The organism is Kitasatospora sp. NPDC028961 (genome assembly GCF_055564815.1).
The window spans coordinates 58,068-77,101 of sequence record NZ_JBVHVO010000004.1 but is presented as its reverse complement, the minus strand read 5'-3'; the positions used below and the strand labels follow the sequence as shown (position 1 = coordinate 77,101).

At 75.3% G+C, this 19,034-nt stretch carries 16 protein-coding genes; 8 read left to right on the top strand and 8 right to left on the bottom strand.

Annotated features, from left to right (window positions below):
* Positions 1-66 precede the first annotated feature (66 nt).
* The 5 genes from ACZ4UX_RS10750 to ACZ4UX_RS10730 all read left to right on the top strand — a co-directional run bounded on the left by ACZ4UX_RS10750 (position 67) and on the right by ACZ4UX_RS10730 (position 6,744).
* Complete coding sequence (locus tag ACZ4UX_RS10750; RefSeq protein ID WP_465706360.1) at positions 67-1,911, top strand: ABC transporter ATP-binding protein; 1,845 nt, start codon at positions 67-69, stop codon at positions 1,909-1,911.
* Entirely contained in the window at positions 1,904-3,631 is a 1,728-nt protein-coding gene (locus tag ACZ4UX_RS10745; protein ID WP_465706359.1) for an ABC transporter ATP-binding protein, read from the top strand. The genes ACZ4UX_RS10750 and ACZ4UX_RS10745 overlap by 8 nt, the downstream gene beginning before the upstream one ends.
* A gap of 118 nt (positions 3,632-3,749) precedes the next feature.
* A complete protein-coding gene (locus tag ACZ4UX_RS10740; protein WP_465706358.1) occupies positions 3,750-4,577 on the top strand; it encodes a siderophore-interacting protein in 828 nt (275 codons plus the stop codon).
* A complete protein-coding gene (locus ACZ4UX_RS10735) occupies positions 4,574-5,635 on the top strand; it encodes a FecCD family ABC transporter permease (RefSeq protein ID WP_465706357.1) in 1,062 nt (353 codons plus the stop codon). The genes ACZ4UX_RS10740 and ACZ4UX_RS10735 overlap by 4 nt, the downstream gene beginning before the upstream one ends.
* Positions 5,632-6,744, top strand: coding sequence for a FecCD family ABC transporter permease (locus ACZ4UX_RS10730; protein WP_465706356.1), 1,113 nt, complete (start codon positions 5,632-5,634; stop codon positions 6,742-6,744). Before ACZ4UX_RS10735 ends, ACZ4UX_RS10730 begins: the two co-directional genes overlap by 4 nt.
* 66 nt (positions 6,745-6,810) lie before the next feature.
* On the opposite strand, the gene ACZ4UX_RS10725 is transcribed toward ACZ4UX_RS10730, so the two are convergent.
* From ACZ4UX_RS10725 to dhbA, 6 genes are all read right to left on the bottom strand, one after another.
* Entirely contained in the window at positions 6,811-7,299 is a 489-nt protein-coding gene (locus tag ACZ4UX_RS10725; RefSeq protein WP_465607821.1) for a GNAT family N-acetyltransferase, read from the bottom strand.
* A complete protein-coding gene (locus tag ACZ4UX_RS10720) occupies positions 7,296-8,114 on the bottom strand; it encodes an ABC transporter ATP-binding protein (RefSeq protein WP_465706355.1) in 819 nt (272 codons plus the stop codon). The genes ACZ4UX_RS10725 and ACZ4UX_RS10720 overlap by 4 nt, the downstream gene beginning before the upstream one ends.
* Complete coding sequence (locus ACZ4UX_RS10715; protein WP_329491528.1) at positions 8,111-8,743, bottom strand: isochorismatase family protein; 633 nt, start codon at positions 8,741-8,743, stop codon at positions 8,111-8,113. Before ACZ4UX_RS10715 ends, ACZ4UX_RS10720 begins: the two co-directional genes overlap by 4 nt.
* A 34-nt stretch (positions 8,744-8,777) precedes the next feature.
* Entirely contained in the window at positions 8,778-10,370 is a 1,593-nt protein-coding gene (locus ACZ4UX_RS10710; protein WP_465706354.1) for a (2,3-dihydroxybenzoyl)adenylate synthase, read from the bottom strand.
* The gene (locus ACZ4UX_RS10705; RefSeq protein ID WP_465706353.1) at positions 10,367-11,551 is read right to left on the bottom strand and encodes an isochorismate synthase; all 1,185 of its coding nucleotides are present in this window, start codon (positions 11,549-11,551) and stop codon (positions 10,367-10,369) included. Before ACZ4UX_RS10705 ends, ACZ4UX_RS10710 begins: the two co-directional genes overlap by 4 nt.
* A gap of 82 nt (positions 11,552-11,633) precedes the next feature.
* Positions 11,634-12,449: a 2,3-dihydro-2,3-dihydroxybenzoate dehydrogenase gene (gene dhbA / locus ACZ4UX_RS10700; RefSeq protein WP_465706352.1), complete on the bottom strand. Its 816-nt coding sequence runs from the start codon at positions 12,447-12,449 to the stop codon at positions 11,634-11,636.
* Between the two features lie 743 nt (positions 12,450-13,192).
* On the opposite strand from dhbA, the gene ACZ4UX_RS10695 reads away from it, so the two are divergent.
* Positions 13,193-13,708, top strand: coding sequence for a MarR family winged helix-turn-helix transcriptional regulator (locus ACZ4UX_RS10695; RefSeq protein ID WP_465706351.1), 516 nt, complete (start codon positions 13,193-13,195; stop codon positions 13,706-13,708).
* Between the two features lie 12 nt (positions 13,709-13,720).
* Here ACZ4UX_RS10695 and ACZ4UX_RS10690 read toward each other — a convergent pair whose 3' ends face one another.
* Positions 13,721-15,451, bottom strand: coding sequence for an amidohydrolase (locus ACZ4UX_RS10690; protein WP_465706350.1), 1,731 nt, complete (start codon positions 15,449-15,451; stop codon positions 13,721-13,723).
* A gap of 421 nt (positions 15,452-15,872) precedes the next feature.
* Here ACZ4UX_RS10690 and ACZ4UX_RS10685 point away from each other — a divergent pair, with 421 nt between their 5' ends.
* On the top strand, positions 15,873-16,595 hold the full coding sequence (locus ACZ4UX_RS10685; protein ID WP_465706349.1) for a ribonuclease H family protein: 723 nt from the start codon (positions 15,873-15,875) through the stop codon (positions 16,593-16,595).
* A gap of 48 nt (positions 16,596-16,643) precedes the next feature.
* Here the strand turns inward: ACZ4UX_RS10685 and ACZ4UX_RS10680 are convergent, their stop codons facing one another.
* A complete protein-coding gene (locus ACZ4UX_RS10680) occupies positions 16,644-17,267 on the bottom strand; it encodes a DedA family protein (RefSeq protein ID WP_465706594.1) in 624 nt (207 codons plus the stop codon).
* 273 nt (positions 17,268-17,540) lie between these two features.
* On the opposite strand from ACZ4UX_RS10680, the gene ACZ4UX_RS10675 reads away from it, so the two are divergent.
* On the top strand, positions 17,541-18,932 hold the full coding sequence (locus ACZ4UX_RS10675; RefSeq protein WP_465706348.1) for a histidine-type phosphatase: 1,392 nt from the start codon (positions 17,541-17,543) through the stop codon (positions 18,930-18,932).
* Positions 18,933-19,034 lie beyond the last annotated feature (102 nt).

Below are 19,034 nucleotides of genomic sequence, written 5' to 3'. Positions count from 1 at the left end.
ACCGGGCCGTCCCCCCGCCCCGTATTCGAATCAGTGACCAGACGGGCGAGCGATCGAGTGAGCGATGTGAGCAACCGACAGACGGAACCCGCCGCGGGGCCCCAGGACGGCCTGACGGCCGAGGAACTCGCGGACGAGGACCTGGCGCCCGGAGCACTCTCCCCGGAGCGCCGCCGTCGGGCCCGCGCCCTGCTGCGAAGCTCCCTGCGGCCCCACCGGGCCACGGTGGCCGCGGCGATGGTGGCGGCGGCGATCCGCCAGATCGCCCTCCTGGCCGTGCCGTGGTGCGTCAGCCAGGCCCTGGACGAGGGCATCAAGCCCGGCGACGGCGGGGCCCTGCTGCTCTGGTCCGGCGCCGCCGCCGGCGCCGCCGCGGTCCAGTTCGTCGGCCTCTACGGCTGGCAGTACTGGGCCGGCTACGCCGATGCCAAGGTGGGCGCCGACCTGAGGGGCCGACTGCTGCGCCACCTCTCCGGCCTGGACCGGGCCGCGCTCGCCTCGCGCGGGCACGGCGACCTCGCCATGCGCGCGACCCGCGACACCGACCTGGTCCGCGAGTGGGTGCACGGCCTGGCCGTCTGGGTGGTGCTGGCCACCACCTTCGTGGTCCTCCTGCCCGCCCTCGCCGCCCTCGACCTGACCCTGCTGCTGGTCACCCTCGCGACCCTGCCGTTCCTGGTCTGGGTCAACCTCCACTTCCCCAAGCGGTTCGCCGCCGCCAGCGGTGAGCTCTCCCGGGCCCACAGCGAACGCGCCGACGCCGTCGCCGACCTGCTCCAGGTGGGCACCGGCCTGCGCGGCACCGGCGGCCACCGGCCCCTGGTCGACCGCCACCACACCGCCAGCGCCGACGTCACCGACCGGACCGTCGTCGCCGCCCGGGTGGAGGCCGGCTGGGCGGCCGTGGCGCCGTTCGTCCCCCGGCTCGCCGTCGCGGCCGGCGTCGGCATCGGCGGCCTGGCCGTCCTCGACAAGCGGCTCTCCATCGGCGACCTGGTCGCCTACACCTCCTGGATGGCGATCATCACCCTCGCCACCCGGGTCCTGGTGGACCGTCTGCTGGAGCGCGGCCAGGCCGACGTCGCGGCCGCCCGGATCGACGAGGCCCTGTGCATCCGCCCGGTGGTCGCCGAACCCGCCCCCGACCGGGCCGTGGACCTGCCCGCCGCCGGCACCCTGGTGCTGGCCGGCGCCACCGCCGTCCGGGACGGCCGGACCGTGCTCGGCCCGGTCGACCTGGCGGTCGGGGACGGCGAGTTCGTCGCCCTGGAAGGCGCCACCGGCTCCGGCAAGAGCACCCTGCTGCGCCTCGCCGTCCGCCTCGACGACCCGGACGCCGGAACCGTCTCCTACGGCGGCGTCGACCTGCGCGACGTCCGGCTGGACGAGGTCCGCTCGCGGATCGCCTACGTGTCCCAGCGGCCGGTCCTGCTCTCCGGCACCGTCGCCGACAACCTCCGGCTCGGCCGCGAGTTCGACGACGCGGCGCTGCACGAGGCCTGTCGGACCGCCGGCATCCACGACCAGCTCACCGCGATGCCCGACGGCTACCTGACCGAGCTGGGCGAGGGCGGCACCGCCCTCTCCGGCGGCCAGGTCCAGCGGCTGGCGATCGCCCGCGCCCTGCTCGGCGACCCCAGGGTGCTGCTGCTGGACGACTCGACCTCCGCGCTGGACACCACGACCGAGAAGCTCGTGCTGGAACGGCTGCGCGGCTGGGCCGCCGGCCGCACGGTCGTCTTCGCCTCGCACCGCGGCGCCGTCCTGGAGGCCGCCGACCGGGTGGTCCGGCTGCGCTCCCAGGCGTCCGACGACACCGCCACGACGACCCCCGGCACCCCCGGAGCCGACCCGACCGAAAGGCCCGAGAGCGCCATGACTGCGACCACCGCGGAGGCGGCCCATGGCTGAGCAGCCCCTGCTCCAGGACGAGGCGGACCACCGGGGGGTGCTGCGCCGGGCGGCGCCGTACCTGCGCCCGCACCGGGCCCGGCTCGTCGTCGCGCTGCTGGTCGGCCTCGCCGACTCCGCCGCGCTGGTCGCCGTCGCCCCGCTGGTCGGCGTGGCCGCCTACGCGCTCGACCACGAGGACCGCGGCGGCCTCGGCCTGGCCGTCCTGCTGCTCGCCGTGTTCGCGGTCGGCCAGCTGGTGCTGGCCCGGGTCGGCGAACTGCTGCTGATCCAGGGCGGCGAGCAGGTCGTCCGCACCCTGCGCGAGCAGTGCGTGGAGAACCTGGCGACCGCGCCGCTGCGCTTCCTGGAGACCCACCGCAGCGGCGAGCTGCTGCGCCGCTCGACCGGCGAGGTCGCCGCGCTGGCCGCGTTCGTCCGGCTGCACCTGCGCAGCCTGGTCGCCTCGGTGGCGACCCTGGTCTTCACCCTGGTGATGCTGGCCTGGTACTCCTGGGTGCTGCTCCTCGTCCAGCTGGTCGTCTTCGTCCCGCTGACCCTGCTGGTCACCCGCTGGTTCCAGCGCGACGCCGGTGCGGCCTTCGGCGCCAAGGCCGGCGCGGAGGCCACCGTCGCGGCCACCTTCTCCGAGACCCTGACCGCCCGTGAGGCCCTCCAGACCTCGCGCGGCCTGGCCGGGTGGACGCGCCGCTTCGACGGCGAGAACACCCGGGCGGTGCACGCCGCCCGCCGGGCGCTGCGGGTGGAGAACCGGATCGACCTGGTGAGCCTGATCGAGGGTCTGGCCCTCGTGGTGCTGCTGCTGGTCGGTGGCTGGCTGGTCGTGCGGGGCACCCTGACCATCGACGCCGTGGTCGTCTTCGTGCTCGCCAGCCGCAACCTCTTCGACTCCTTCGCCGACCTCTCGCAGCTGGTCGGCGAGGTGCAGACGGCGCGCACCGGCCTGGCCCGGCTGCTGGACCTGCTGGCGGCGACCGCCCCCGCGGACCGCCCGAAGACGGCCGCCGCCCTGCCGGCCCGGGGCGACCTGCGCTGCGAGGGCGTCGAGTACGCCTACCGGGCGGACGGCCGCACCCTGCACGGAATCAGCCTGGACTTCCCCGAGGGGAGCCGCACCGGGGTCGTCGGCGAGACCGGCTCCGGGAAGACCACGCTGTCCAAGCTGCTCTGCGGCCTCTACCACCCGGACTCCGGCACCGTCAGCTTCGCCGGCACCGACCTCGCGGCCGTGCCCGAGGCGGAGCTGCGCCGCCGGATCGTGCTGGTGCCGCAGGAGGTGCGGATGGTCACCGGCACGGTGGCCGAGAACCTGGCCCTGGTCCAGGGCGCACCGGACCGCGCGGCCATCGAGCGGACGGTCGACCAGCTGGGCCTGCGGGCCTGGCTCGCCGAACTGCCGGGCGGTCTGGACGCGGAGGTCGGGCTGCGCGGCGGCAATCTGTCGGCGGGGGAGCGGCAGATCCTCGGCCTGGTCCGCGCGGTGCTGGCCGACCCGGCCGTCCTGGTCCTCGACGAGGCGACGGCCGACATCGACCCGGCCACCGCGGCCCGGCTCGAGCACGCCCTGGACGAGCTGCGGGCGGACTGCACGCTGATCGTGATCGCGCACCGGCCGGCCACCATCGCGCGGCTGCCCCGCGTCGTCCGGCTGGACGGCGGTCACCTGGTCGGTGACGAACCGGCAGGTGGGCTGGCGATCGGGGCGACGCGACTGGTCTGACAATACGAGGTTAGGCTAACCTAATCGGAAGTGAGTGCTGGTGCCGCTCCCCGTTCACCGGGGGGCGGCACCCGCGCCTCCCGGCCTGCGCACACCTCCCACCGGATTGGGCTGACCGATGACCACGGAAACCGCGCCGCCGCGCATGCGGATCGTTCGCCACCCGCTGAAGTACCGCCTGCTGGAAGTCCGGCGGGTCACCCGGGTCACGCCCGGCACGGTGCGGGTCACCTTCGGCGGTCCCGACCTCGAAGGTTTCTGCGAGCAGGCCCCGACCGACCACGTGAAGCTCTGCTTCGCCGAGGACGGGGCCGCCCTGCCGGTCGCGCCGGTGGTCGAGAACGACACCTGGATGGACGCCCCGGTCGAGCCGATCACCCGCGACTACACCGTGCGCCACTACCGGCGGGCCGAGCAGGAGCTCGACATCGACATGGTGCTGCACGGCACCGGCGTCGGCTCCAGCTGGGCCGAGGCCGCCGAACCCGGCATGCGGCTGGGCGTCCTGGGCCCGCGCGGGTCGGAGGAGATCCCCTTCGTCCACGACTGGTACCTGCTCGCGGCCGAGGAGACCGCCATCCCGGCGCTCGGCCGCTGGCTGGAGATGCTCCCCGCCGGCGTCAAGGTGATCGCCTTCGCCGAGGTGCCCGGGCCCGAGCACGAGCAGGTCTTCGAGACCGCCACCGACGCGACCGTCACCTGGCTGCACCGCGGCGACGCCCCGGCCGGCAGCACCGACCTGCTGGAGCGGGCCGTCCGCGCGGCGCAGCTGCCGCCCGGCCTGGGCTTCGCCTGGGTCGCGGGTGAGGCCAACGCGCTCAAGCCGATCCGCCGTCACCTGCGGGCGGAGCGCGACCTGGACCGCCACCAGGTCGACGTGGACGGCTACTGGAAGCGTGGCGTCGCCAACCACGACCACCACGAGGGCGAGCACGAGCACGCATGACGACCGCCACTGCGCCGCGCGCCGCGGCCGGGGCGAAGACCACCCCGCCCGGGCGGATCGGCACCGGCCGACGGCTGGCCTGGCTCCTCGGAGCACTGGTGCTGCTGGCCCTGCTCGCCCTCGCGGGCATCGCGATCGGCGCCCGTTACATCCCGCCCGGCCAGGTCCTGCACGTCCTGTTCCACCACGAGCCCACGTCCGAGGACTGGATCGTGGTGCACCACGCGCGGATCCCGCGCACGCTGCTCGGCATCGCCGTCGGAGCCGCCCTCGGCGTCGCCGGCGCGATGATGCAGGCGCTCACCCGCAACCCGCTGGCCGACCCCGGCCTGCTCGGCGTCAACGGCGGCGCCGCCGCGGCCGTCGCGGCCGGGACGGCCCTGTTCGACCTGCGGAGCTTCCACTCCTACATCTGGTTCGCCCTGGCGGGCGCCGCCGTCGCGGCCCTGGTGGTGCAGATCCTCGGTGGCGGCGGCCGGGCCTCGGCGACCCCCGCGCGCCTCGCGCTGGCCGGAACCGCCGTCACCGCCGTGCTGACCGCCTTCGTCAACGGCCTGATCCTGCTCGATCCGCTGACCCTCAACCGGTTCCGGTTCTGGCAGGTCGGCACGCTGGCCGGCGTCGACTCCGCGGTGCTCGGCCAGGTGCTGCCGTTCCTGGCGGCCGGCGGAGCGCTCGCCCTGCTGCTGGGCCGTCCGTTGAACGCCCTCGCCCTCGGCGACGACGCCGGGCACGCGCTGGGCGCCCACCCGGCCCGCACCCGGGTGTTCAGCCTGGTCGCCGTCACGCTGCTGTGCGGCGCCGCCACCGCGGCGGTCGGCCCGATCGCCTTCGTCGGCCTGGCCGTTCCGCACCTCGCCCGCCACGTCTGCGGCCCGGACCAGCGCTGGATCATGCTGCTCTCGGCGGTCCTGGCCCCGGTGCTGCTGGTCGGCGCGGACATCCTCGGCCGGGTGCTCCTGCACCCGGCGGAGCTCCAGGCCGGCGTGGTCACCGCCTTCATCGGCGCGCCGCTCTTCATCGCCCTCGTCCGCGGCCGAAGGATCGCCCAACTGTGAACAGCCCCCTGACGGTCTCCCGGCCCGCCCCACCCGTCGTGACCGGACCGGACGGCCCCGCCGCCCGGCCCCCCGTCCCGCTGCGGGCGCTGCGGCTGCCCGGCGGGCGCTCGCTGCGCTGGCACCGCCGGGCGACGGTGGTCGGCGGGCTGCTGGTGCTCGCGCTGCTCGGCGTCTGCGCCTGGCTGCTGACGGCCGGTGACTACCCGCTGCCGGTCTCCGACGTGATCGACGTGCTCACCGGCGGCGGCGTCCGCGCGGACCGCTACATCGTCATGGAGGTGCGGCTGCCGCGGCTGCTGACCGCCCTGCTGGTGGGCGCCGCGCTCGGCCTGGCCGGCGCGCTCTTCCAGACGCTCGCCCGCAACCCGCTGGGAAGCCCGGACGTCATCGGCTTCACGGTCGGCTCGGCCACCGGGGCGCTGGCGGTGATCCTGGTGATCGGCGGCAGCGCCGCCACCGTCGCCTTCGGCGCCGTGGTGGGCGGGCTGGTCACCGCGTTCCTGGTCTACCTGCTGGCCCGGCGCGGCGGCACCCAGGGCTACCGGCTGGTGCTGGTCGGCATCGGGGTCAGCTCGCTGCTCTCCTCGCTCAACGCCTACCTGATCGCCCGGGCCTCGTTCAGCGACGCGCAGAGCGCGGCGGTCTGGCTGACCGGCAGCCTCAACGCCCGCGGCTGGGAGCACTGCGGGCCGATGGCGCTCGCGCTGGCCGTCCTGCTGCCGGCGGCGGTGCTGCTCGGCCGCCCGCTGCGGATGCTGGAGATGGGCGACGACGCGGCCTCCTCGCTCGGGGTGCGCACCGAGCGGGTGCGGATCTGGCTGGTGCTGATCGGCGTCGCGCTGACGGCCGCCGCCACCGCCGCGGCCGGCCCGGTCCCGTTCGTGGCGCTGATCGCCCCGCAGGCCGTCCGCCGGCTGACCCGGGCCACCGGCCCCAACCTGGTGGGCTCCGCGCTGCTGGGCGCGGTGCTGCTGGCCGTCAGCGACCTGGCGGCGCAGCGCCTGCTCGCCCCCACCCAGCTGCCGGTCGGTGTGTTCACCGGCGTGGTGGGCGGCTGCTACCTGGTCTGGCTGATCGCCGGTCAGTGGCGGGCCTCGCGCGGCTGACCCCGGACAGCCGAAGTCCCCGGGCCCGATCACGGGCCCGGGGACTTCGGCTGTCCGGCGGCGGTCTCAGCCCTCCAGCGTCCTGAGGAAGACCAGGGAGCGGCGGGCCGGGTCCAGCCGGTCGGCCCAGGCCCGCGGTGCGAGCGCGGCCGGGATCTCCTCGAAGCCGTAACGGCGGAAGAGCGCTCCGCCGCCGGTGCTGGCGGTGACGAGGGTGCGCACCCCGTGCCGCCCGGCCTCGTCCAGCAGGGCGTCCAGGAGCTGCGAGCCGAGGCCCGCGCCGCGCAGGCCCTCGCGGACGCAGAAGTTGTGCACCAGCCCGGGGGCGGGGTGGGCCGGGAGCTCGGGGGCGAGCAGCCGCAGCGCCACGCAGCCGTCCGGTCCGGACGGGCCGTCGACCAGGAGGAAGCGGTCCTCCGGCGAGCGGTAGTCGGCCGGCCGGCGGCGGCGCAGCTCACCCGAGACCATGGACGGCTCGGAGAGCGCGAAGAGCGCCGCCGCGTCGGCCGCCGTCGCCCGCCGTACCGGCAGGGTTCCGGTACCGGTGCGGCTCACCTGGTCCTCGACCGGTGTCCGGGTGCCATCGGGACCACCAGCGGGGTACCGGTCTGCGGGTCCTCGATCACCTGGCAGGGCAGGTCGAAGACCTTCTCGACCAGTTCGGCGGTGACGATCTCGCCGGGCGGGCCCTGGGCCACCACCGCGCCGTCCCGCATGGCGATCAGGTGACTGGCGTAGCGGGCGGCCTGGTTGAGGTCGTGGAGCACCGCGACGAGGGTGCGGTCCTGCTCCCCGTGCAGCCGGGCGCACAGGTCGAGGACCTCGACCTGGTGGGCGATGTCGAGGAAGGTGGTCGGCTCGTCGAGCAGCAGCAGCGGGGTCTGCTGGGCGATGGCCATCGCCAGCCAGACCCGCTGGCGCTGGCCGCCGGAGAGCTCGTCGACGAAGCGGGCGGCGAGGGTGTCGACGTTGGTGGCCGCCATCGACTCCGCGACCACCCGGTCGTCCTCCCTGGACCACTGCCGGAACAGCCCCTGGTGCGGGTAGCGCCCGCGGGAGACCAGGTCGGCCACGGTGATGCCGTCGGGCGCGGTGGAGCTCTGCGGGAGCAGGCCCAGCCGGCGGGCGAGTTCCTTCGAGGGCAGCGCGCTGATCTGCTCGCCGTCCAGCAGGACCCGGCCGGCGGCCGGCTTGAGCAGCCTGGCGAACGCCCGCAGCAGGGTGGACTTGCCGCAGGCGTTGGGGCCGACGATGACGGTGAAGGAGCCGTCCGGCACGCCGATCGACAGGTCGGTCGCGATGGCGCGGTCGCCGTAGCGCAGCGTCACGTGGTCGGCGTAGAGCCGCCCGGACTCCTCGGGCGCGGTCACGAGGCCTCCAGGAGCTGGTCGGTGGTCAGCACGACGGCGCACTTCTCGGCGGCCCAGCGCAGGCCCTCCAGGTGCTTCTCGGCGGAGAAGTCGGCGGTGGCGTCGGCCACCACGAAGGCCTGGATGTCGCGGCTCCAGGCGTCGGCCGCCGTCATCAGCACGCCGATGTGGGCGTAGACGCCGACCAGCACCAGCTGGTCGCGGCCGGACCGGGCCAGGATGTCGGCCAGTTCGGTGCGGGCGAAGGCGCTGTACTTCCACTTGAGCAGCAGGGTGTCGCCCTCGGCCGGGGCGACCGCCTCCGGGACGGCCTGCGCCCACGCGTCGGCGGGCAACCCGGGCCCCCAGAAGTCCAGTTGGAGGCCGCGCTGCTCGGGGGTCTGCCCTCCGCGCTGGTGCGAGTAGACGACGGGCACGCCGTTCCCGCGGGCGTACTCCAGGACCTGGGCGGTCCGGGCGAGGGCCGGGGCCAGCGGCGGGCCCTCGGCGGGGAACGCGGACAGGAAGTAGTTCTGCAGGTCGTGGACGAGCAGGACGGCCCGGGCGGGGTCGACCCGCCACGGGACCTTGGGCGCGGGGAGCTGGTCGACCCGCGGGGGATCGTACGGGGCGATGGTGGGCAGAGCCATGGTGTCTGGACTTGCTCTCTTCCGGGGCGGAGCGTCAGGAGGTGGGGGTGCGGAGGTCCTTCTTGCTGACCTTGCCGATGCCGGTCTGCGGGAACTCGGTCACGAACTCGACCAGGTCGGGCACCTTGTAGTCGGCCAGGCCGCGGGCGCGCACGAAGGCCTTCAGCTCGACCACGCGCGGGCGGGGCGCCTCGGGGCGCAGGATCACGTAGGCCCGGCTGCGTTCGCCGAGGTGCTCGTCGGGCACCGCGACCACGGACACGTCGTGGACGGCCGGGTGGGCGAGCAGCACGTTCTCGACCTCCTCGGCGGCGACCTTCTCGCCGCCCCGGTTGATCTGGTCCTTGGCCCGGCCCTCGACCACCAGGTGGCCGGTGGCGGTCCGGCGGACCAGGTCGCCGGTGCGGTAGAAGCCGTCCCCGGTGAAGGCGGTGGCGTTGTGCTCGGGCGCGTTCCAGTAGCCGCGGATGGTGTACGGGCCGCGGGTGAGCAGGTGGCCGGTGGCGCCGTCGGGCAGGTCGCGGTCCTCGTCGTCGACCACCCGCACCTCGTCGGCGGGGGAGATCGGACGGCCCTGGGTGGTCAGCACGGTGTCCTGCGGGTCCTCGGGCCGGGTGTAGTTCACCAGGCCCTCGGCCATGCCGAAGACCTGCTGGAGGGCGCAGCCGAGCGCGGGACCGAGCCGGCGGGCGGCCTCCTCGCTGAGCTTGGCCCCGCCCACCTGGAGCAGGCGCAGACTGGAGAGGTCCCGGCCGGCGCCGGGCGCCGCGTTGGCCCAGGCGAGGGCGAGCGGCGGGACGACGCCGGTCAGCGTGACCCGCTCGCTCTCGATCAGCGCCAGCGCGGTGGCCGGGCTGGGCTCGGGGGCGAGGACCACCCGGCCGCCGGCGTGGAAGACACCGAGGCTGCCGGGGGAGCTGAGCGGGAAGTTGTGCGCGGCGGGCAGCGCGCAGAGGTAGACGGTCTCCGCGCTCAGCTCGCAGATCGCGGCGGACTCGCGGACGCTGTACAGGTAGTCGAAGTGGTAGCGGGGGATCAGCTTGGGCAGGCCGGTGCTGCCGCCGGAGAGCTGGAGGAAGGCCAGGTCGGTGGCGGCGGGAGGGTCCTGGACCGGGGCGGGCTCGTCGGCGCGCAGGTCGTCCAGCGAGGTGTAGGGCCCCGGGTCGCCGGCCACGAAGACCTCGGCGAGGGCGGGCACCGCGGCGGTGACCCGGCCGGCCATCTCCCGGTAGTCGAAGCCGGCGTGCCGGTCGGCCACGATCAGCGCGCGGGCCCCGGCGAACTCGCAGAAGTAGGAGATCTCGGCGTGCCGGTGGGCGGGCAGCGCCATCACCGGCACCACCCCGGCGCGCAGCGCGCCGATGAACACCTCGTAGAACTCGGCCACGTTGGGGAGCTGGAGGACGATCCGCTCGCCCCGGCGGATGCCCCGGGCCAGCAGCCCGGTGGCCATCCGGTCGGCCCGCCGGTCGAGTTCGGCGTAGCTCCACCGACGCTCCCCGTCGACGACCGCGATTTGCCCCGGCCGCTCGGCGGCGTGCCGGCGGACCATCTCGTCGAGCAGCTCGTCGGTCCAGTAGCCGGCCGCCCGGTAGCGGCGGACGTACTCCTCGGGCCAGTCGGTCACTTGTCGTCTCCCAGTCCGGCGGCGTGGAGAAAGGTGCGGAACTTCGCGCTGGTCTCGGCGAGTTCGTGCTCCGGCACGGAGCCCGAGACGACGCCGGCGCCGGCGAACAGCCGCAGGCCGTCCCCGTCGGCCTCCGCGCAGCGGAGCGTGACGACCCATTCGCCGTCGCCGTCGGCGTCCCCCCAGCCGACCACCCCGGTGTAGAACCCGCGGTCGAAGGGCTCCAGCGTACCGATCAGCGCGCGCGCCCGGTCGGTCGGCGTCCCGCAGACCGCCGGCGTGGGGTGCAGGTCGAGCGCGAGGTCGAGCGCGCTGGTGGCGGGGTCGCGCAGGGTGCCGGTGACGACCGTGGACAGGTGCCACATCGCGGCGGTGCGGATCACCGACGGCCGCTCGGGCACGACCAGGTCGTAGCAGTGGGGTTCGAGCGCGCGCCGGACGGCGTCCACCACGAAGGCGTGCTCCGCGAGGTCCTTCGGCGACTCCAGCAGGGCGGCGGCGCGCCGCCGGTCCTCCACCGGGTCGTCGCTGCGCGCGGCCGAGCCGGCCAGCGGGTTGGAGGTCACGGCGGTGCCGCGTCGGGAGACCAGCAGCTCGGGGCTGGCGCCGACCAGGGTCGCGCTGCCTTCGCCGGGTACGGCGAAGGTGTAGCCGTGCGGGTCACGGTGGATCAGCCGGCGGAGCATGGCCGGGAGGTCGGCGCCGCCGGGGGTGGACAGCTCCAGGGTCCGGGCGAGGACGACCTTGCTGAGTTCGCCGTCCGCGGCGAGGATCCGGACGGCGTCGGCGACGGCGTCCCGGTAGCCCTCGGGGGCCGGGACGGCACGGCTGGTCCAGACCGGGCCGGTGCGGTCCTCGGGCGCGAGCCGCAGCAGCGGGTCGTCGTGGACCGGCTGGGCCCACTGGGTCCGGTCGGGTATGAAGAGCGCGGCCGGGCGGCCGGGGGCGAAGGGGACGGCGCCGACCACGAGCGGGTCGGACCGCTCCGGGGTGCGCGCCTCCCGCAGCAGGCGGGTGGCCTCGGCGGGATCGGTGACGGCCGCCCGGCTGCCCGTGGCGAGCAGCGTCCGTCTCGGACCGGCGAAGAACGCCCGGTCGGGCCCCGGGCGGTAGGCGGCCAGCAGGGCACCGCCGACGCGGTGGTCCGCGGTGGTGCCGCCGGTCTCGTTCACTGTGGTCATGCTGCTCCGTTCGGAAAGGCGGGATCGGCTCTGCCCGGTGGATCGTCCGACCGGTGGATCGAGTGCGGGGGAGAGGACGGGCTCAGGCGCGCAGGGTGGCGCCGCCGTCGACGTAGAGGTCCTGCATGGTGATGTGCCGGGCCCGGTCGCCGGCCAGGAACACCACGGCCTCGGCGATGTCCTCGGGGTCGGCGATCCGGCCGAGGGGTATCCCGACCCGGTAGCTGGCCGGGTCGCCGTCGATGACGCGCTGTTCGGCGGCGTCGTCGCGCCACAGGGAGCGCTGCATCTCGGTGTCGGTCGAGCCGGGGGAGACCAGGTTGCAGCGGACGCCCGAGCGGGCGAGCTCCAGGCCGAGGCAGCGGACGAACATCGCGGTGGCGGCCTTGGAGGCGGCGTAGGCGGCCATCGTGGTGCGCGGCACCCCGGCGGCGTTGGAGCCGACGGTGACGATGCTGCCGGCGCCGCGCTCGGCCATCCGGCGTCCGACCGCCCGGCAGGTGTGGAACACCCCCGTGGTGTTGACGGCGAAGGTGGCCGCCCAGTCCTCGTCGGTGGTCTCCACGGCGAGGGCCGGGCGCAGGATCCCGGCGACGTTGACCAGGATGTCGATCGGGCCGACCGTGCGCTCCACGCGCTCGACCTCGGCCTCGACGGCGGCGGCGTCGGTGACGTCCAGCAGGCCGAGCCCGGGGCCGTCGGCCCGCCGGTCGGTGGCCACGACGTGGGCTCCGCGCTCGGTGAGCAGGCGGGCGACCGCGGCGCCGATGCCCTGGGCCGCGCCGGTGACGAGCGCGACGCGCCCGTCGAACTCCGCGGTGCGGTCGGGGCCGGCCGAGGCCCGGACTCCCGTGTCGGTGGCGGGCGGAGCGGGGACGTCCACGGGGGAAGTCGGCATGAGAGATCTCCGGGAGCGGGCAGGTCGGTCGAATGGGCTGAGCACGACAGTTCGGTAAGGCTAGCCTAACCATGTTTCCCGGGGGCGACCAGGGTGGGTGTGCCCCGGAATGCGAGCGGTGCCGGGGTGCGGCTCGGGGTGCCTCGCCGGGCGCGGCCTGCACAGGTCGTGGTGCGCGGCTCGCCGGCCTGGATGGGCACCTCCGGCCACCGCTCGGGTGATGGGGCATCAGTTCAGGCCGTGGGGGCGGGAATTGCTTCGCTCGCGGCGTTGGCAGTGGGTGAGGCCGCGTCGGCGAGCGGTTGAACCGCCTCCTCGGCGCGAAGGTCGTCGGCGACATCGTGCGGGAGGCGGCCGGGCCAGCGGCGTGGCGTTCTCGGCGCCGCGATCAAGGAATCCCCGCTGCCGGCTGACGGGCTGGTGTCCGGCCCTGACGCCCCCACCGGGCCCGCTGTCCCGGATTCCCCCGACGCTCCCCCGGTCGCTGAGGGATCCTTGACGTGACTTCATAAGTTAGGCGAGGCTAACCTTATGTCGATCGATCCCGGGTCACGGGCCGGCCGGGGTGGCCGAGGCCCGTCCCGCGCCCCCCGTGCGGACGCGCGCACGCCGATCGGCTGCTCCCCGGCGGCGGGTTCCACGCCCCGCCGGCCGTCGCCGACCACCCGGCCGGCGACGGCTCCGCCCCGCATGTGCAACGGCTCCCGCCCGGGCCCGTGTCCCGGTGAAGATTGGCTGACCGGATGAATCCCTCCGCACCAGGGCTGCTGACGCTGAGCAGCTTCCTCATGTCCCGCACCGGCCAGGCCGCCCGCCGACGCCTCGCGATCCAGGCGGAGCGCCGCGGGCTCCGGCTCTGGCACGTGATGGTGCTCTGCGCACTGGAGGAGGACGGCAGTCACTCCAAGGGCGAGCTGGCCGCCCGGCTGGAGATCGGCTCCAGCGACGTGATCAAGGTGGTCGACGACCTGGTCGGCGCCGGGTACGTCACGTGCACCCGCTCCTCGGCCGACCGCCGGCGGGTGCACGTCGACCTCACCGCGCCGGGCCGCTCGGCGGCGGCCGGGATCAACTCGGACCTGGCCGCCGCCGACGACGAAGTCCTCGCCCCGCTGTCCGGCGAGGAGCGGCTCCGGCTGTTCGACATGCTGAACCGGCTGAACGGTCACCTGGGGCAGGCCGAGGCCGGGCCCGACCGGCCCGCACCCCGGCCCGCACCCCGGCCCGAACCTCGGCCGGTCCGCGGGCACGCCCGGTGAGGTGTCGGCCCGTCAGCAGCTGCACCCCCACTCGGGCGCCCGGGGCGTGTCGGGAAGGGCGGTGGCGCGGAGCGCCCCGGCGGGCGCGGGGTGGACGGTGCGGCCGGCCTTGATGGTCTCGACGACGGTGATGTCCTTGATCTCCTCGGGGTCGACGGCCAGCGGGCTGGCGCTGAGGATCACCAGGTCCGCGAGCTTGCCGACCTCGATGGTGCCCTTGCGGTCCTCCTCGAAGTACTGGCGGGCCGCGTTGACGGTGATCGCGCGCACGGCGTCCAGGGCGTCGACGCACTGCTCGGGGCCGACCACCACGCCCTCGGTCCGGCTGCGCCGGGTCACCTGGCTGGACAGGATGGCGATCGAGTTGGGCAGCGCCACCGGGGCGTCGTGGTGCGAGGTGTAGGCGAGGCCCTCGTCCAGCGCCCAGCGGGCCGGCGAGATGGTCGCGGCCCGCTCCTCCCCGAGGACGGTGCGCCGGTACCAGTCGCCCCAGTAGTAGGTGTGCATGGAGAAGAAGGACGGGATGACGCCCAGCCGGGCGAACTCCCGGACCTGGTCCCGGCGGGCGGTCTGCGCGTGGATCGCCACCGTCCGCCGGTCGGCGGGGCCGGTCAGCTCGGTGGCGCCCTCGACCGCCCTGAGGAACTGGTCGATCGCGGCGTCCCCGTTGACGTGGGCGAGCACCTGCCAGCCCCGGGCGTAGGCGGTGCCGACCTGCTTCAGGACGGTGCTGTCGTCCTCGATCGCGGGGTAGCCGCGGTAGTCGTCGGGCAGTCCGGCCGGCGGGGTCAGGTACGGCTCGGTGAGCCAGGCGGTGCGGCCCTGCGGCGAGCCGTCCAGGACCAGCTTCACACCGGCCGCGCGCACCCCGTCGACGTACTCCCGGCTCGCGCCGACCGGGTCGTCCTCCGGGGCGTCGGCGAGCAGGTCGGCCTTGACGTAGGCGACCACGTCGATCTTGAACGGCACGGCGGCGGCGGTGTCCCGCAGCGCCTTGAGGTTGGCCGGGCTGGTACCGCCCTCCTGCACGGTGGTGAAGCCGAACCGCGCCGCCGACTCCGCGCCCTCGATGAACAGGGCCAGCAGCGCGGCCTCGGGCAGGCCCGCCATCGCCAGCTCCGAGGCGGGATTGAAGGCCTTCTCCTCCAGCACCCCGTCGGGCTCGCCGTAGGAGGGCGGCACCGCGAGCTCCCGGCGGCGGATGACCCCGCCCTCCGGGTCCGGCGTGGCGGCGCCGTACCCCAGCCGCTCCAGGCCCAGGCTGTTCACCGCGCCCAGGTGGAAGGACTGGTGGATGGCCAGCACCGGGCGGCTGGTGGAGACCTCGTCGAGGTCGTCACGGGTCGGGTGGACGCCCTCGGCGAGCATCGCGTCGTCGTAGCCGAAGCCGACGATCCAGTCGGAGTCCCGGCCCACCGGGCCCTCCGCCCAGGCCCGCAGCTTCTCCTTCAGCGCGGCGAGGTCGGCGACGTCCCCGTCGGGCGCGGCCAGCAGGTCGGCGATGGTCGCCTGCAGCCCGATTCCGCCGAGGTGCCCGTGCGCGTCGACGAACCCCGGCAGCAGCGCCCGTCCCGCGAGGTCGCGCAGCCGCGTCCGAGGCCCCCGCCAGCCGTCGACCGCTTCGTCGAGGCCGCCGACGAAGACGATGAGCCCGTCCTTGACCGCGACGGCCTCCGGCGCCGGCCCGTCGGCGACGGTCACGATGTCGCCGCCGTGGAAGATGAGGTCGGCCTGCTCGGCCATGCTGCTGCCCCTTGGGTGGGATGCGAATGGTGACCGGGTCACTACCCCACGTGATCGTTCGTCAACCGTGCACCGGACCGCGCCGCGCCCCTGCGGCGAGCCGCCCGCCTCCGGCACGATCGCCCCGCGCCGGGCGGGGAACGGCCGACCGCGCACCTCGCGGTCCGGGCCGGCCACGCGGTCTGCCGGGGCCCTTCGGCGAGGGAAGCCCAGGTGCCGACCCGCCCGCCCGGAGGCGCTCTTGTCAGGAACCCGGGAACGGCGTGGACGGGAGGCCCGCACCGTCGTCTCCTGAGCCACGGGCGGCCCGGTCGGTGGCCGCCCCACCGGCCGCCCGTCGTTTCGTCCGCTGCCCGGGCCGCCCGGGGTGCCGGGCGGCCGGCATGTGCGCGGACCCGCGGTGCACTGGCATGATCGCCGCATGGCAGAACGCATCATCGGCGCTTGTGACGGCGCTTCGAAGGGCAACCCCGGTCCGGCCGCCTGGGCCTGGGTCATCGCCGACGCCGACGGCCGGCCGCAGCGCTGGGAGGCCGGCCCGCTCGGCCGCGCGACCAACAACGTCGCCGAACTGACCGCGCTGAAGGAGCTGCTGGGCGCGGTCCGGCCGGGAGTGCCGCTGGAGGTCCGGATGGACTCCCAGTACGCGATGAAGGCGGTCACCCAGTGGCTGCCCGGCTGGCGCCGGAAGGGCTGGAAGACCGCCGCCGGGACACCGGTCGCCAACAAGGACCTGATCGTGGCGATCGACGCGCTGCTGGCCGGGCGCGACGTCGAGTTCGTCTACGTCCCCGCGCACCAGGTCGACGGCGATCCGCTGAACGCCGTCGCCGACCGGGCGGCGAGCGACGCGGCGGTGGCCCAGCAGCCGGCGAGCGGCACCTCCGTCGACGCGCCGCTGCCTGCCCCCCGCGCGGACGCCGCACCGTCGGCCGGGCCTCGGCAGGCCGGGGCCCCGGCCGCCAAGCGGACCGGCGGCCGGGCGGGCGCCAAGTCCGCCGGGGGCCGGGTCAAGGCCAAGTTCCCCGGCTCCTGCCGCTGCGGCCGCCCGTACGCCGTCGGCGACCCGATCGCGAAGAACCCGGACGGCTGGGGCCACCCCGACTGCGCCCAGGCCGCCGAGGCCGGCACCCGCTCCACCTGAGCCGTCCCGGTCCGTCCGGCCTGTTCGGGCGGACCGCCGGCCGGGCGGTCAGCCCCGGTCCGACCCCTTGCGGGAGTTCAGCAGCAGCGGTAGCAGCGAGAGCACCACGACGCCGCCCACCAGCAGCCACAGGTAGCTCTCGATCCCGGGGACGGCGGCGCCCAGCCAGTACCCCAGCAGCACCAGGCTCTGCGACCAGAGCACACCGCCGACGATCTGCCACACGGTGAAGGTCCGGGTGGGCACGTCCAGCATGCCCGCCAGCGGACTGAGCACCGTCCGGACCAGCGGCACGAAGCGGCCCAGGACGATCGCCTTCCGGTACCCGTAGCGGCGCAGCAGCGCCTCCCCCCGGGCCGCCGCCGACTTCAGCCGCCCGCTGCGGCTGCGGGCCAGCGCCGGCCGGCCGCCGTGGCGCCCGAGCAGGAATCCCACCTGGGCCCCGGCCACCGCCCCCACCGCGGCGCAGAGCATCACCTGCCAGAGCGACAGGTGGGGCCCGGAGCGGCTGCCGGCGGCGCAGAGCACCCCGGCGGGCAGCAGCAGGGTGTCACCGGGGAGGAAGAACCCCACCACCAGCAGTCCCGACTCGGCGAACACCACCACCAGCACGGCCAGCGCGCCGAAGGCGGCGAGCAGGGAGTCCCCGCTCGTCGGGTCGACGGCCAGCAGCACGCCGCTCACCCGGTCCCGGCCGCGGCCGTCCGACGGCTCGGGTGTCGTCCTGCGGGAGAACTGGGCACGTGGTGAACCGTACTCGCGCGCCCGCGGCACCCGCCACAGCAAGCGGTGCGCGGCCCGGCGGGGCCCGCCGTCCGGCCGCCGCCGGCGAGGGTGAGTTGCCCGCCTGTGCACCGGGCCGACATGCGCGGGACGCCCGGAGGTCACGCGGATCGCGTGGGATCGGCCCGGCTCTCCCGTTCCCGAGCGACCCCTGGACCCCCCATGCGACGCACCCTCACCTCCACCGTGGCGCTGGCCGCTTCCGCGCTGCTGTCCCTGGCCGTGGCCGTCCCCGCCCAGGCGCACGGCGGCCCGGCGGCGGGCCCGGCCTTCGGTACGCCGGCCGGCGCCACCACCAAGGCGCCCTACCGGCCGCTGCAGAGCGTCCGGAGCCTGCAGCAGGCACCGGCCGGCTACACGGCGGTCCTCACCCAGACCGTCTCCCGGCACGGCGCCCGCGCGCTCAGCGACAGCGAGGACGGCGACCTCCTGGTGAAGCTCTGGCAGCAGGCCGCCGACGAGGGGGCGCTGACCCGGGTGGGCAAGGGCTTCGGCCCGGACGTGCGGGCGCTGCTCGACGCCAACGCGAAGGTGGGCTACGGGGCGCTGACCGGGCAGGGCCGGCGGGCGCTCCAGGACACGGCCGAGCGGATGGAGCAGCGGCTCCCCGGCCTCTTCCGGCGGATCGCCGCCGGGGCCGACGACCCGGCGGGCCCGGACCGGATCGACGTGGTCAGCTCCGGCCAGCCCCGGGCGGTCGACTCGGGCACCGAGTTCACCAAGGGCCTGCTGGCGGGCGAGCCGGCGCTGGCGAAGGCCGTCGACCCGGCCCGGACCGACACCGACCTGCTCTACTTCCACAAGTCCGCCGTGAACAAGGACTACACCGACTACGTCAAGAAGGACCCGCGGCTGGCGGCCACCCTCGCGGCGGTCCGGGACCAGCCGCGCAGCCACCGGGCGGCCCGGAAGGTGCTGGAGCGGATCTTCACCGGGCCGTTCGTCGACCGCCTCGCGGCCGGCGGCTACCCCTTCGCCGGGAACGAGGTCGACGCGGCCCAGGCCGTCTTCAACCTGTACAGCGTCACCGCCGACCTCACCGACGAGGGCGACTGGCACCTGGGCCGCTACATCGGCTCCGAGGAGGCCGCCTGGTTCGGCTACCTCGACAACGCCGAGGAGTACTACACCAAGGGCCCGGGCTTCGCCGGTCAGGACATCACCTACAAGATGGCCGGGGTGCTCCTCGACGACCTGTTCCGCAAGGCCGAGGACCGCCGGGCGGGCACCGGCGGTCCGGCCGCCGAGCTGCGCTTCACCCACGCCGAGGAGATCATCCCGCTCGCCGCGCTGATGCGGCTGCCCGGCAGCACGACCCAGGTCACCGAGGCGTCCCCGTACACCTACGCGAGCAACGCCTGGCGCGGCGCGACGGTGGCCCCGATGGGCGCGAACATCCAGTGGGACCTCTTCCGCAAGGGCGACGACTACCTGGTCCGGATGCTCTACAACGAGCAGCAGACGGCCTTCCGGCCGGGCTGCGCGCCGGTCTCGAAGGGCAGCTACTTCTACGACCTGGACGAGCTGGAGCGCTGCTTCGGCCGGACCGCGTAGCGGACGGGGCACCGGGCGGGCGGTGGCCGCGGGCCCGGTGGCACGGAGGGTCAGCCCCGTGTGCTCTACTACGCGTTCACCGATTCCCCACAGCCCCTCAGG